This window comes from Nocardioides sp. CPCC 206348 (assembly GCF_048654705.1).
GTDB lineage: Bacteria > Actinomycetota > Actinomycetes > Propionibacteriales > Nocardioidaceae > Nocardioides.
The window spans coordinates 19,990-32,037 of sequence record NZ_JBMCZA010000088.1; the positions used below are offsets into that span (position 1 = coordinate 19,990).

The following is a 12,048-nucleotide window of genomic DNA, read 5'->3' on the forward strand; positions in this document are numbered from 1 at the left end:
ACACCTTGGTGCGGGTGGCCTTCCACGTGAACTCCGACGTCAAGATCCCGAAGGACGCCAAGGCGGTCATCGTCGCGCCCTCACTGGTCAGCAGCCGCTACCTGCAGCTCACCCCCCGGTACGACGGTGGGCCGGTCCTTGCTGACGGCTCGACCATCGAGCTCGCGGACACTGCTGTACCGGTCGAGTGGGACGAGATCAAGGAGCAGCTCAACGGTCTCGCCGAGGCACTCGGTCCGCGCGGCGCCAACAAGAATGGTGCCCTCTCGGACCTGGTCGATGCCGGTTCGACCGCCCTCGATGGCCAGGGGGCGACGATCAACCAGACCATCGCGGACCTCTCCAACGCGGTCGGCGTCCTCGACAGCGGCGGGGACGACGCGTTCTCGGTGGTGCGCAACCTGCAGGTGTTCGTCGCAGCGCTCGCCCAGAGTGATGGGCAGATGAAGAAGTTCATCCAGAACCTCGACGCGGTCTCGGCGATGCTCGTCGATGACAAGCGTCTGGTGCGCAGCGCCCTGCGGAACCTCAGCGCTGCGGTCGGCGACGTCGAAGGATTCATCAAGGCGAACCGGGCCGGACTGAACACCGCCGTCACCCGGCTCTCGGACATCGTCCAGGTCGTCAACAAGCAGCAGGGCGACCTCGCGCAGATCCTGCACGTTGCACCGAATGCGCTCGAGAACCTGACCGAGTCGTACCACGAGGGCCAGAACGCCGTCGGGGTCAACCTGAACTCCGCGAACATCTTCTCGCCCGGGTCGCTGATCTGTGGCGCGATCGGGGGCGCGGCCGGTACGAACGAGGCAGGCACCGAGAAGCTCTGCAACGACCTTCTCGGAAACCTGCTCGGCCAGGTCGTGGACAGCCCGCAGTCCCAGGAGCTGCTCGACGCCCTCCTGCTCCTGATTGCCGGGGCCGGGTCATGAGGTCCACCACCGCACGACGCTTCGCACTGGTGTGCGTGCTCGCCCTGGTCGTGCTCCTGTCCGGCTGTCGCTTCGACGGGATCGACTCGATGGTCCTGCCGGGCGGCAAGGGCAAGGGTGACGACGCCATCAAGCTCACGGTCGAGCTCCCGGATGTCGGCACCCTGAACGTCAACGCCGACGTGAAGGTCGACGACGTAGCCGTCGGGACGGTCACCGACGTCCGGGTCGAGAACTGGCACGCCGTCGCCGAGCTGACGCTGGAGCCCGATGTCGCTCTGCCCGCCAACACCCTCGCCAAGGTCGGTGTCAACACGCTGCTCGGTGCCGCCTACCTCGAGCTGGTGGCGCCGGCCACGGCTGATGGTCAGGCTGCGGGCGCCCTGCGCAGCGGCGACCGGATCACCCTTGACCGTGGCCGCGCCTACCCGTCGACCGAACAGGTGCTGTCGGCGGCCTCGCTCGCGCTCAACGGTGGCGGCCTGGAGCAGATCGCGACGATCACCGCCGAGCTCAACAAGGTCCTCGGTGGCAACGACCGGGCAGTGGCCAGCCTCCTGCCGCGGCTCGACTCCTTCGTGGGCACACTCGACAACCAGCGCACGGACATCCTCGCGGCTGTCCGGGACATGGCCCGCCTCTCCGAGCGGTTCGCGAAGAACCGTGGTGTCCTGACCACCGCCCTCGACGAGATCGGCCCCGCGCTCCAGGTCCTCGCGAAGAACCGCCCGGACCTCACCAAGGCGCTCACCGCCCTCACCCGGCTCAGCGACGTCGCCACCCCGCTCGTCGGACGGGTCAAGGAGGACCTGCTGGCCGATCTCCAGGACCTGGTCCCGGTGCTGGAGGCCGTCACGGCGGCGGGCAACTCGGCAGTGTCAGCCCTGGGCTTCGCGGTGACCTTCCCGTTCGCTCCCGAGACCGTCCAGAACGCCTGTCGCGGGTCGTACTGCAACCTCACGGCGATGGTCGACCTGACCAACTCCGCGCTCCTCAACGGCTTCATCCGTCCAGACGGCTCCATCGGCATCCCGGGACTCCCCGGCCTTCCGAACCTCGGCGCCCTCCTCAGCGGCACGCTCGACGGTGTCACCGGACTGCTGAACGGCCTCACGGGCGGCACCCGCGCCGGCGGCTCGACTGACAAGGCCGGCTCGGACGGCAAGGCCCCGACCACGCGCGATCCGGGCAGCAGCCCCGACATCGCCGACACCCTCGAGGAACTCCTCGGCGGCCTGCTGGGAGGCGGACGATGATCCTCAAGGGGGCAGCACCGATCATCCGGAAGCAGCTGATCGCCTTCGCCATCGCGGCAGTCGTGGGCGCCGTGATCCTCGCGGTCTCCTTCCTGCGCGTTCCCGAAGAGCTCGGCATCGGCCGCCACGAGGTGTCGGCGGAGTTCGCCCAGGCGGCCGGGCTCTACCCCGGTGCCGAGGTGACCTACCTGGGCCACCCGGTCGGGAAGGTCGAGGACCTGGAGCTCGCCGGCGACCGGATGGTGGCAAGGTTCAGTCTCGTTGACGACGTCGACATCCCGGCGTCGGTGACCGCGGAGATCCACAGCCGATCCGCGGTGGGGGAGCAGTACGTCGCCCTGGTCCCCGCTCGTGACGAGCCCGCCGCCGAGGGCGCTCCGTTGGCGGGCGGAGATCTGATCCCGCTCGACCGGACGTCGTACCCGGTGGAGATCGGACCAGTGCTCGACAACGTCCAGGCGCTGGTGTCCAGCCTCGACGAGGAGAAGCTGTCCCTCCTCATCGACGAGAGCGGCCAGGCGCTCTCCGGCCGGGCCGGAGACCTGCAGACCCTGCTGGACAGCGGCTCGAACCTGATCGAAACCGCGGACGCGAACTTCGGACCGACCGCCGACCTGCTGCGCGACATCGAACCCGTGCTCGGCACGATCAACGGCGAAGGCGAGGGCATCGCCCGACTCACCCGGAACCTCGACCAGGTCACTGCGGAGCTCCGGGCCGGCGACGCTGACCTACGCAAGCTCCTCGCTGACGGGCCGACCTTCACGACCGAGACCGTCGGACTGGTCGACGACCTCTCGATCTCGCTGCCGCCCCTGGTGCAACGCGCCAACCCCGTCCTCGGCATTCTGCGCACCTACGACAGCCACCTCGCCCAGATCCTCTCGGACTACCCACTCGCGGTGGCGACGGTCCAGTCGGTCACGCTGCCGGCGCTCAGCAGCCACGCCGTCCGCCTGACCCTCGCCAACGCTGACAAGCCCCCGATGTGCGTGAAGGGCTTCCTCCCTGCCGGGAAGTGGGCGTCACCGTTCGACGAATCGACACGGACGACGCCGCTCTCCTACTGCAAGTTGCCGACCAGCGACCCGCGCGGTGTGCGCGGAGCTCGCAACATCCCGTGTCCGGCCGACCCCGGGCGTCGCGAAGGCGATGCCGCGAAGTGCTGAGAAGGATCGAGGAGATCTGATGACATTGACCGAGAGCCCTGGTGCCACGGCCGATCGGGCACGGATCCACGGGGACTACGTGACGCTGCGGGTCGCCCTGTTGCTCGTCGGGAGCTATGTCGTGTTCGGCCTGCTGGGGTTCGCCGTGTGCGCGGGCTTCTGGCCCCCGCCGGGCGAGGACTGGACGGCGAACCAGATCCACGCCTACTTCGTCGAGCACAAGACCGGGCTGACCCTCGGCATGGTGTTGATGGCGTTCGCTGGCCCCTTCTACGTCACCTGGAGCGTGGCGATCTCGAAGGTGATCGGACGGATCGAGGGCCCGATGGGCCCGCTGGCCGGCATCCAGGTGATCGGCGGACTGCTGACCGGTGTGGTCACCTTCGTCCCGGCGACGATCTGGATCACGGCCGCGTTCCGGGTCGAGGAGCGTTCGCCGGAGATGGTGCAGACGCTCTACGACTTCGGCTGGATGTTCTTCGACACCACCTTCGTGTGTTCTGCCCTGCAGAGCGTGGCGATCGGCGCCGCGATCCTGCGCGATCGCAGGGTGACGACGCTCTACCCGCGCTGGTTCGCCTACGTCTCGTTCTTCACCGCGTTCTGCTACCTCCCGCTGACGGTGATGCCGTTCGTGAAGACGGGGCTGTTCGCGTGGCACGGGGGCATCAGCTTCTGGGTCGTCTTCGTGGAGTTCTTCCTCTTCACCGCGCTCGGGACCTGGTTGACATGGCGGGCGCTGGGCCAGCTCGAGCAGGATGACCTGATGGCTGTTACGGCGACGGCGGAGCTGCGCTCCTGACCCGATTCGCGATCAGGCCGGCCACGACGCCGGGGTCGTCGAGCATCGGCAGGTGTCCGACGTCGGGAATGTCCACCTCGTTGACGAGCAGGTGCCGGAAGCCCTCTCGAGCCCACGGGCCAGAGAGCACCCGGTCGTCGCCGGACCAAGCGATCGTGGTGGGGGCGCCGATCCGGAGGATCGCGTTCAGCTCGCGCGCCGGCGGGTGAACGATCGCGGCCCGCAACGCCTGGCAGTCGGCGAGGTCCTGGACGAACCTGACAGCGTCCGCGAGCTCCACGGACATCGGGTCGTGGACGACGGGCGCCAGCACTGCGCGTCGTACCCCGGTGGCGCGCAGCAGGCGCGGTTTGCGATCCAGGCGACGGGCGATGCGGTGGCCGATCACGAAGCGTGACACCACGAGCCGTTCGCCGACCGAACCAGGGCGCCAACCGCCGGCCGGCGCGAGACAGAGCACGCTCAACGCGCGGCCGCGCTCGGCGAGGCGCAGCGCGAGCCAGCCGCCCAGGGAGTTGCCGACGACGTGGATCCGGTCGATGCCGAGGTGGTCGAGCTGGCGTTCCAGGTCGTCGACCATCTGCTCGGGCACGGTGTTCGCAGCGGTGCGGCTCAGCCGGGTCCCGCCGCGATGACCTGCGATGACCACCGGCAGGGCCGTGAGGTGGGTGGGCAGCGCCTGTTCGACGTCGCGCCAGACCCACGGGCCACAGCCCATCCCGTGCAGGAGGAGGACCCGGGCGGGAGCGTCGCGGCGCGGCAGCATTCCGCCAACCGGTTGCCCATTCACAAGAATCTACTTTAGACTAAAAATTAGTGAGCCATAGAAAGTCCGTGGTTCGGACAACGAAGTCTGAGGAGACGCCATGATGTCGCGGCCCGTCCAGATCGCCTGCGCCTGCAGCGGTTTCATGCTCGTGGTGCTGTTGTTCGGTGGCCTGATCGCCGCCGGATGGATGCCCCCGCCCTCGCCGTCTGACACCGCCGACGAGGTGGCTCGGCAGATCGCCGAGGACTACAACGGCATCCGGCTCGGCGCAGTCCTGATGCTCTTCGGTGCCGGCTTCACGGTGCCGATGGGGGCGCTCATCGCCGCTCACATCAAACGGATCGAGGGCGACTTCTCGCCGCTCGCCTACATCCAGATCATCGGCTCCGCCGGCGGGCTCTTCGCCATCTCGCTGCCGGTGCTGATCTTCGGGGCTGCGGCGTTCCGTCCCGACCGCGACCCCGATCTGCTCCGGATGCTGATCGACCTCGCCTGGGTGCCGTTCATCATGAACGGGCCGCCGGCCATCCTGCAGTGCGTCTCGTGGGGCGTCGCGATCCTCTCCGACAAGCGCGCGAACCCGCCGTTCCCGCGCTGGTTCGGTTACTTCAACTTCTGGGCGGCCTTCTGTTTCCTGCCGGCCTTCCTGCTGCTCTTCTTCAAGACGGGTCCCTTCGCGTGGAACGGCCTGCTCTCCTTCTGGTTGGCAGCAGCACTGTTCGGCGGCTGGTTCCTGGTCGGCTCGGTGATGCTGCTGCGCGCAGTGCCGCCGGTGGAGACGCCCGTCGAGCGTGGCGCTGACGCCATGGCCGCGACGTGAGCGTCCAGACGGCACCATCCGTGACGCCGGACAGCAGAGGTGCTGACGGCAAGCGGATCCCCGGGGAGGAGGGCCTGTGGGTCTTCATCCTCGGCGACATGGCTGTGTTCGCCTTGTTCTTCGGGACCATCCTCGTCACTCGCGGGGACGACCCGGGGATGTTCGCCGCAGCGCAGCACGAACTCCACCCCGTTCTCGGCATCATCAACACCGCGCTGTTGCTGACCGGCTCGCTGTTCGTGATCCACGGACTGCGTCGCCTGGGTGACGGGTCGCGGGCCTCGAGCCGGTTCTTCACGCTGACGCTGGCCTGCGCGCTGGGCTTCGCCGCCATCAAGGCCGCTGAGTACACCCTGTTGGTCAACGAGGGCTACACCGGCGGCAGCAACGACTTCTTCATGTACTACTTCGTCTTCACCGGCATCCACCTGGCGCACCTGGTGATCGGCGCGATCATCATGACCTTCATGATCCGCACGGCGCGGCGGGTGCAGCTGGGCGCCGGGCAGCGCAAGTTCGCCGAGTGTGGCGCCATCTACTGGCACATGGTCGACCTGTTGTGGCTGGTCCTGTTCCCCCTGCTGTACCTGATCCGGTGAGGTGACTGCCATGCTCGCGCGACTCTTCAGCAACCGTCAGACCAACGTGTGGATGATCCTGGTCGCCGCCACGGTGCTCACCGCAGTGGTCGGTCTCGAACAGCACGGCGGTACGGCGGCCGTCGGTCTACTGCTGCTGGCCATCGCCTTCGTCAAGATCCGGCTGGTGGCGCTGCACTTCATGGAGATCCGCGAGGCGCCGCTCCCGCTGCGGCTCCTCGTCGAGGGCTATGTCGGGATCACCTTCGTCGCGCTCGTCGTGATCTACCTCGTGGCCTGACCCGGCCGCTTCGCCGATACGTACGTACGTAGGTATTCACCCCGATCCGTCAGTGCCCGGGCAACCGGGAACATCTGAAGTGGTCAGGAGGGTGAAAATTCGTGAGCATCAGTGAAGCCGGCGTCGCGGCGCTCCGCGGCTGTGCGCTGCTGTCCAGTGACAGTGCCCCCGAGCTCGACCACGTCACCCTGGCCGGCCGCTCGATGCTGCTCGCGTCGCTGTTCGCGGGGCACGACCTGCAGCGCGGTGACGTGGTCGCCCTGCTCTCGGAGCACTCGACCGGCGTCTACGAGTTCCTCGTCGGCGTACGACGGGCCGGGCTGGTGCTGATGGTCCTCGACCCGGCGCACACGCTCGAGCAGATGGCTTTCGCCATCAACACCAGCGGCGCGTTCGTCGTCGTCGCCTCGACCGGACAGCAGGCGACCGCCCGGGCGCTGGTGTCGCTGACGCCGTACATCCGCGCCCGCTACGGGCTTGATGCGGACTTCCCGGACCACCGGAGCCTGCCGCTCGCGCGCAGTGCGGCCCCGGTGCGCGTGGTCGACGCGGCTCCGTCGGGGACGCTGCACCACGTGATCGGACCGTCGCACCGCCCCGTGGAGATTCGTCTGCCGGACCCCGTCGACGACGCGCTCGGTCGCGCGCACGCCCGCGAGCTGTTCGGAGACGTCGAGGTCGGCCCGGACACCGTCCTCGTGGGTTCGGCTCCCGTCCTGTCCACCGTGGCGGCGCAGCTTGGTACCGCTGTCCTGGCGAGACGCGGCGGCGTCGCCGTACCGCGTCGACCCACCGGCGTCGAGGTGTTGCGCACGGCATTCGCCGTCGACGCGACGGTGGTGCACCTGACCAGCGATGCCGCCATCGAGATCACCGGCCTGGGCGCAGATCGGGTGCTGCGGTTGTCGCCGCCCCGCCTGGCCCTGGTGGTGGTCGACGGTGCCGGCTGCTCGGCGCCGGTCAGGCGCGCGCTGGGTGACCTCTGGGGGGCGCTGGTCCGGGTGGTCGAACCGGCCTACCTTCAGCTGGAGGAGTCCGAGTGCTCGGTCACCCAGGCGGAGATCTGACCGCGGTTGGTGAACCCGAGCTTCGTCAGGATGTGCTCGACGTGGGTCTCGGCGGTCCGCTTGGAGATGACGAGCGTGCTCGCGATGTCCTTGTTGGTCGCACCGGTCGCCACCAGCTCGGCGATCTGACGTTCGCGCGGGGTCAACGCTCCCGACGGTCCCGCCCGTCGAGTGCTGCGACGGGGCGCTCCGGCGGCCTTGCGCGGCGCGGTGGGGGTCGATTCCTCCAGCGCCAGGTCGATGGCCGCGTCGGGAGTCAGTGCGCGCCCTCGGGCAAACGCCTCGTCGTAGACGGCCGGATCGAGCAGTGCGCGTGCGGTGGTCTCGCACTGGAGGTGCAGCGCGTGCAGGCCAGGCAGCGCCGCGGTGGAGGTCTCGATGCGTGACCAGATGGCGTCGGCCGCGCCGAGGAGCTCGGCGGCACGCTCCGGCAGGTCCTCGGCGCAGGCGTAGGCGACCGCTTCCACCGAGGTCCCGATGCCGAGGTTGTCGCGGGTCGAGCGCTTCATCTGCAGGCTCTCGCGCTGGGCCGCGTTGCCCTCGTCGGTGCGCCCTGCCACGACGAGGGCCATGCCGATGATCCACAGCGAGTAGGAGCGGTACCAGAGCTCGCCGGCCGGCTCGGTCAGGGCCAGGCAGCGTTCGTGGGCGGCGAGGGCAGCGCCGAGGTCGCCCCGGATCACGTGGTTGAGCGCCGAGAGGGCCAACGTGTGCGCTTCCTGGCCCACGTCGTCGTACTTCTGGAAACCGACGATGGCGTCGTCGAACAGGCGGGCGGCGCCCTCGGCGTCGCCCGTGAACATCGCCACGAAGGCCGTTGCCTGGGTGAGGAGCACGTCGGTGTGTCCACCGAACTCGTGCGCGATGCTGCGGCCCTCCTCGAGCAGGACTCCCGCGCGGTCCAGATCACCCTGCATGGCGGCGAACCAGGCGGCGGCGCGCAGCGCCCGGGCGCGGATCTCGGTGCGCTCGGGGTCCTGGGCGAAGAGCCGGTCGAACCAGACCCGGCTGTCGCGATAGACGCCGTCGGCCTCGCCGTACTCCAGCAGGCAGGCGCCGATCTCCAGCGCCGGTTGGACCTCGCCCGGGGTCATGGTGGAGAACTCGATGGCCGCGGTGATGTTCGGGCGCTCGCGTCGCAACCGCTCGAGGTGTCCGACCTGTGCGGCGCTCGGCCACTCGGCGGCGACCTTGCGGGCATAGGCGGTGTACCAGTCCCGGTGGCGGCGCCGCCAGTGTGCGAGCTCGTCCTGCGCCTCCAGCTGTGCGATGCCGCGGTGCCGGATGGGCGGCAGCATCCGGAAGGTGGTGTGTTCGGAGCCGGCGAGCGGGATCACGATCGACTTGTCCACCAGGTCGAGGAGCACGTCGTCGAAGGCCTCGTCGATGGGGGCGCACACCTCGCGCGCTGCGTCGATCCCGAACCCGTCGGCGAACACCGAGAGCCGCGCCCAGAGCTCCTTCTCGGTTGCCGTGCAGAGGTCGAAGCTCCACTCGATGCAGGCGGCCATCGTGCGCTGGCGCTGTGGCGCGGTGCGGCTGCCACGGCTCAACAGCTCCCAGTGCTCGGTGAGGTTGCGCTCCATCTCCTGGGGCGTCATCGCCCGCAGGCGTCCGGCTGCCAGCTCGATGGCCAGGGGGATGCCTTCCAGCCGGGACACGATGGTGCCGATGGCGTCGCGGTTCTCCGGCGTCACCTCCATGTCCGGCACGAGTGCACGTGCGCGCTCGAGGAAGAGCTCGACCGCCTCGTAGCCCTGCAGTGGGGATCCGTCACCGCGTCGTGGTGCGCTCAGGGGCTGCACGGCGTGGATCGCCTCGCCCTGGATGCGCAGCGGCTCCCGGCTGGTGGCGAGGATCTTCAGGTCCGGGCAGGTGCGGAGCAGGGTGTCGGCCAGGATCGCCACCGCGTCGACGACGTGCTCGCAGTTGTCCACGACGAGCAGGGTGGCGCGGCCCCTGAGGTACTCGACGGTGACCGCGGCGGCCGCGCGCGTCGAGCGCCCTTCGAGTCCCAGGGCAGCGGCGATCGTGTTGGCGAGCAGGTCCGGCTCGGTGAGCGAGGCGAGCGGGACGAACACGACGCCGTCCTTGAACGCGCGGCGTACCTCCGCGGCGACCTTGAGCGCCAGCCGGGTCTTGCCGATGCCGCCGAAGCCGGTCAGGGTCACCAGTCGGTTGCCGGCCAGCAGCTCACGAAGGTCGGAGCGCTCGGCGCGGCGCCCCACGAAGGAGGTCACCTCGACAGGTAGCTGACTGGTCTCCGGACCGACGTCCGTCGCCGAGGTCATTCGTGCAATCACCCTCGTTCGCCCTGGCCGATGTGTCCCTCGATCTGTCAACGACCCACGTCTCCTGGTGTGACGGGCGTGTGTGACCGGGGTCTCTCACGATATCGCGCGAGACCCGGTTGCTCGGCTGCCTCTCGGTCAACGGTCTGCGGCGACTCACATACGTATCGAAATACGTATGTGACCGGGCCCACTCGACCCCCTTGGCGACGCAGTGTTGCACCGTCGGGCAGCCCTGCTCGCCGGAGAACCGGAGGTCAGCCATGTTGGTCACCTGTACGGACGAGGACGTCCAGTACGTCGGAGACGCGATCCAGGGAGCATTGCGCGCCCCGGCGTACGCCGCGAGCCACCACGGCCACGCGAAACGGCTCCGTCTCGGTCTGATCGATCCGGACTGCGTGCTGCTCGTCGACTGCGGCAGTGGTGAGGTGCGGCCGGGACGTCGCGGCGAGCCGGGGGTGACCGGTTTCGTCGCGATGGCCGCAGGCACCGCCGTCGGAGTGTGCCGCGGCCAGGTCGACCTCGCTGCAGCGCTCGCCGCCGGCGACATCGTGATGGACGGAGAGGGAGCCGCCCTGCTGGAGCTGTTCGCGGGCATCACCGAGCGCGAATTGGTCTCGGCGGGTTGATCTGCCCCGCGTTTCTAATGTACCTTCGATTTTAAGACCTATTAAAAACCTGCCCGTCATCACGGCGAGCGCGAAGGAGTAGTCGGTGAGCCAGCACCTCGAGGCTGAGGCACCCGTGTACGACGGGCCGCCGATCGAGCCCGACGGCCCCTACGGGAGCAAGCTCTCGCTGTTCGTGGCCAATGTTCCCGGCCCGATCCGCTCGGTGACGGCGGAAGCCGGCGGCATGACGCTGCTGCTCGGGAAGGTGCTGTGGAGCGCGATCCGCCACCCCCGCGGGTACTGGAACGACGTGCTCGACGAGATGCACTTCACCATCAAGCGCTCCTGGCTCTCGATCTCGATCGCGCTGTTCGGCTTCCTGCTCGCGCTCTCGGTGCCGTCGATGCAGTTCGTCAACCTGGCCGGCGTCGGTGAGCTCTACGGCCCGCTGCTGCTGGTGCAGTCGACGCGCACCTTCACGGTCTGGGTGGCGACGCTGCTGGTCGCCGGGGTGATCGGTGCCGCGCTGACGGCCGAGCTCGGATCGCGCAAGGTGCGCGAAGAGCTCGACGCCATGGAAGTGATGGGGATCGACCCGATCCGCACGCTGGTGCTGCCGCGGATGGTGTCCATCACCCTGATCACCACCCTGCTGGCGATCCCGGCGGAGATCATCACGGTGCTGTCGTCCCAGTTCGGCGCCTGGTTCGTCGGCGGTATTCCCAGGGACGACTTCTACAGCTACCTCTGGTCGACGCTGAGCACTGTCGAGCTGGTCGCGCTGATGTTCAACTGCTTCCTCGCCGGCCTGCTCATCGGAGCGGTCTGCTGCTACAAGGGGCTCGCCGCCCAGGGTGGCGCCATGGGCCTCGGCAAGGCGGTCAACCAGGCCGTCGTCGTGGCGTTCCTGGCGCTCTTCATCATGCAGCTCGGCTACAACGCCGTGATTCTCGGCTTCTTCCCGGGTCTGGGGGCCTTCAAGTGACCGACACCGCCGACCGCTCTACCGAGATTGCCGAGAGGGAGCAGGGCCCGGCCCGACGCTCGACGCGATCTGAGCGCACTGCCCTGCGTCTAGCCGAGTCGAGCAAGATGCGCGGCCCGTTCGAGGACACCGGCTCGCTCGTCGCCTTCGGGATCCGCGTGGTCAAGGAACTGCCCGTCTGTGTGCGGCTCTACCCCGGCGAGATCCTGCGCCAGTGCGCGACCCTGATCCGTTCGAACGCGCTGGTCATCTTGTTCATGCTGTTCATGCTGGGTGCCTTGATGGGTATCACCGGCAGCTTCCTCTTCGAGGGCATCGGCCTCGAGAGCTATGTCGCGGCCATTCCCGCCGTCCCAATGATGCGCGGAGTCGTGGAGATCGTCTTCGGCTGGGTGCTGGCTGCGAAGTACGGCTGCGGCATCGTTGCCGAGCTCGGCGCGATGCGGATCAGCGAGGAGATCGACGCC

General features: G+C 68.6%; 13 protein-coding genes. 11 read left to right on the plus strand and 2 right to left on the minus strand.

Features of this window, described 5'->3' with window-relative positions; all coding sequences use genetic code 11:
• The 4 genes from ACOADB_RS04555 to ACOADB_RS04570 form a co-directional block, all read left to right on the plus strand.
• Positions 1 to 929 (plus strand): MCE family protein (locus ACOADB_RS04555; RefSeq protein ID WP_378596742.1); only part of this gene is annotated, 929 nt, incomplete at its 5' end.
• Positions 926 to 2,185, plus strand: a complete 1,260-nt coding sequence (locus tag ACOADB_RS04560) for an MCE family protein (protein ID WP_378596743.1) — start codon at positions 926 to 928, stop codon at positions 2,183 to 2,185. The genes ACOADB_RS04555 and ACOADB_RS04560, both read left to right, overlap by 4 nt.
• Positions 2,182 to 3,354 (plus strand): MCE family protein, encoded by a 1,173-nt coding sequence (locus tag ACOADB_RS04565; protein WP_378596744.1) that lies wholly within the window; start codon positions 2,182 to 2,184, stop codon positions 3,352 to 3,354. The genes ACOADB_RS04560 and ACOADB_RS04565 overlap by 4 nt, the downstream gene beginning before the upstream one ends.
• Positions 3,355 to 3,373: 19 nt before the next feature.
• The gene (locus ACOADB_RS04570; protein ID WP_378596745.1) at positions 3,374 to 4,156 is read left to right on the plus strand and encodes a hypothetical protein; all 783 of its coding nucleotides are present in this window, start codon (positions 3,374 to 3,376) and stop codon (positions 4,154 to 4,156) included.
• Here the strand turns inward: ACOADB_RS04570 and ACOADB_RS04575 are convergent.
• Entirely contained in the window at positions 4,128 to 4,922 is a 795-nt protein-coding gene (locus tag ACOADB_RS04575) for an alpha/beta fold hydrolase (protein WP_378596746.1), read from the minus strand. The genes ACOADB_RS04570 and ACOADB_RS04575 overlap by 29 nt on opposite strands.
• Positions 4,923 to 5,022: 100 nt before the next feature.
• On the opposite strand from ACOADB_RS04575, the gene ACOADB_RS04580 reads away from it, so the two are divergent.
• The 4 genes from ACOADB_RS04580 (at position 5,023) to ACOADB_RS04595 (ending at position 7,691) form a co-directional block, all read left to right on the plus strand.
• Entirely contained in the window at positions 5,023 to 5,745 is a 723-nt protein-coding gene (locus tag ACOADB_RS04580; protein ID WP_378596747.1) for a hypothetical protein, read from the plus strand.
• Positions 5,742 to 6,344: a cytochrome c oxidase subunit 3 gene (locus ACOADB_RS04585; RefSeq protein ID WP_378596748.1), complete on the plus strand. Its 603-nt coding sequence runs from the start codon at positions 5,742 to 5,744 to the stop codon at positions 6,342 to 6,344. The genes ACOADB_RS04580 and ACOADB_RS04585 overlap by 4 nt, the downstream gene beginning before the upstream one ends.
• Before the next feature lie 10 nt (positions 6,345 to 6,354).
• Entirely contained in the window at positions 6,355 to 6,624 is a 270-nt protein-coding gene (locus tag ACOADB_RS04590; RefSeq protein ID WP_378596749.1) for a cytochrome C oxidase subunit IV family protein, read from the plus strand.
• Positions 6,625 to 6,725: 101 nt separating this feature from the next.
• Positions 6,726 to 7,691 carry an AMP-binding protein gene (locus ACOADB_RS04595; RefSeq protein ID WP_378596750.1) on the plus strand — a complete coding sequence of 322 codons (966 nt, stop codon included), beginning with the start codon at positions 6,726 to 6,728 and terminating at the stop codon, positions 7,689 to 7,691.
• On the opposite strand, the gene ACOADB_RS04600 is transcribed toward ACOADB_RS04595, so the two are convergent.
• A complete protein-coding gene (locus ACOADB_RS04600) occupies positions 7,646 to 9,982 on the minus strand; it encodes a LuxR C-terminal-related transcriptional regulator (protein WP_378596751.1) in 2,337 nt (778 codons plus the stop codon). The genes ACOADB_RS04595 and ACOADB_RS04600 overlap by 46 nt on opposite strands.
• A gap of 263 nt (positions 9,983 to 10,245) precedes the next feature.
• Here ACOADB_RS04600 and ACOADB_RS04605 point away from each other — a divergent pair, with 263 nt between their 5' ends.
• The 3 genes from ACOADB_RS04605 to ACOADB_RS04615 all read left to right on the plus strand — a co-directional run.
• A complete protein-coding gene (locus ACOADB_RS04605) occupies positions 10,246 to 10,614 on the plus strand; it encodes a hypothetical protein (protein ID WP_378596752.1) in 369 nt (122 codons plus the stop codon).
• Positions 10,615 to 10,699: 85 nt separating this feature from the next.
• Entirely contained in the window at positions 10,700 to 11,581 is an 882-nt protein-coding gene (locus ACOADB_RS04610) for an MlaE family ABC transporter permease (RefSeq protein WP_378596753.1), read from the plus strand.
• Between the two features lie 107 nt (positions 11,582 to 11,688).
• On the plus strand, positions 11,689 to 12,048 hold a 360-nt coding region (locus ACOADB_RS04615), incomplete at its 3' end, for an ABC transporter permease (protein WP_378596754.1).

Coding starts and splice junctions, on each gene's coding strand:
- ACOADB_RS04560 (WP_378596743.1), top strand. CDS start 926: ATGAGGTCCACCACCGCACGACGCTTCGCACTGGTGTGCGTGCTCGCC.
- ACOADB_RS04565 (WP_378596744.1), top strand. CDS start 2,182: ATGATCCTCAAGGGGGCAGCACCGATCATCCGGAAGCAGCTGATCGCC.
- ACOADB_RS04570 (WP_378596745.1), top strand. CDS start 3,374: ATGACATTGACCGAGAGCCCTGGTGCCACGGCCGATCGGGCACGGATC.
- ACOADB_RS04575 (WP_378596746.1), bottom strand. CDS start 4,922: ATGCTGCCGCGCCGCGACGCTCCCGCCCGGGTCCTCCTCCTGCACGGG.
- ACOADB_RS04580 (WP_378596747.1), top strand. CDS start 5,023: ATGATGTCGCGGCCCGTCCAGATCGCCTGCGCCTGCAGCGGTTTCATG.
- ACOADB_RS04590 (WP_378596749.1), top strand. CDS start 6,355: ATGCTCGCGCGACTCTTCAGCAACCGTCAGACCAACGTGTGGATGATC.
- ACOADB_RS04600 (WP_378596751.1), bottom strand. CDS start 9,982: ATGACCTCGGCGACGGACGTCGGTCCGGAGACCAGTCAGCTACCTGTC.
- ACOADB_RS04605 (WP_378596752.1), top strand. CDS start 10,246: ATGTTGGTCACCTGTACGGACGAGGACGTCCAGTACGTCGGAGACGCG.